The 549-nt window shown below is 43.5% G+C and carries 1 pseudogene; it reads left to right on the top strand.

The features are described 5' to 3' along the window. Positions 1–549, top strand: a pseudogene (locus tag D8792_RS11290) (phage tail tape measure protein); the annotation flags it as partial.

Raw genomic sequence — 549 nt, 5'->3', positions numbered from 1 at the left:
AGTTGTGACGTCAACTTATGAAGCAACACTTGATCCGATTGATAAATTTACGATTGCACAAAATACTGCTAAAGCTGCCATGGCAGAGGTTGGTGGTGTTTTAGCTGAAGCTCTAGCACCAGTCTTAGAATTATTGGCTCAATTACTACAAGCTGTCGCCAATTGGTTCAGCAACTTACCTAGTCCCATTCAGACCTTTATTGTCATTATGGGTGGTTTAATTACAGTTGTCGGTCTGTTGTTACCTGGACTCTTAGCCCTTCAAGCGGCAGCAGTCGCCATGGGAACGACCATTGGCGGATTGGTCGTTGCAGCAGCTCCGATTGTTGGAACAGTTCTAGGCATCATAGCAGTGATTGCCCTATTAGTCGTTGGGATTCAAGAACTGTGGCAAAACAATGAAGGCTTTCGGACAGCAGTCATTGAAATCTGGAATGCCATCTATGCTTTTATTTCAGTTATTCTTCAAGAGATTAGTACCTTTATCATGACGATCTGGGGAACTCTTACCACTTGGTGGACAGAAAATCAAGCCCTTATACAAGTAGC

This window comes from Streptococcus cristatus (genome assembly GCF_003943505.1).
GTDB lineage: Bacteria > Bacillota > Bacilli > Lactobacillales > Streptococcaceae > Streptococcus > Streptococcus cristatus_E.
Note: the sequence above shows the minus strand (reverse complement) of the source record. Positions and strands in the feature narration are given on the sequence as shown.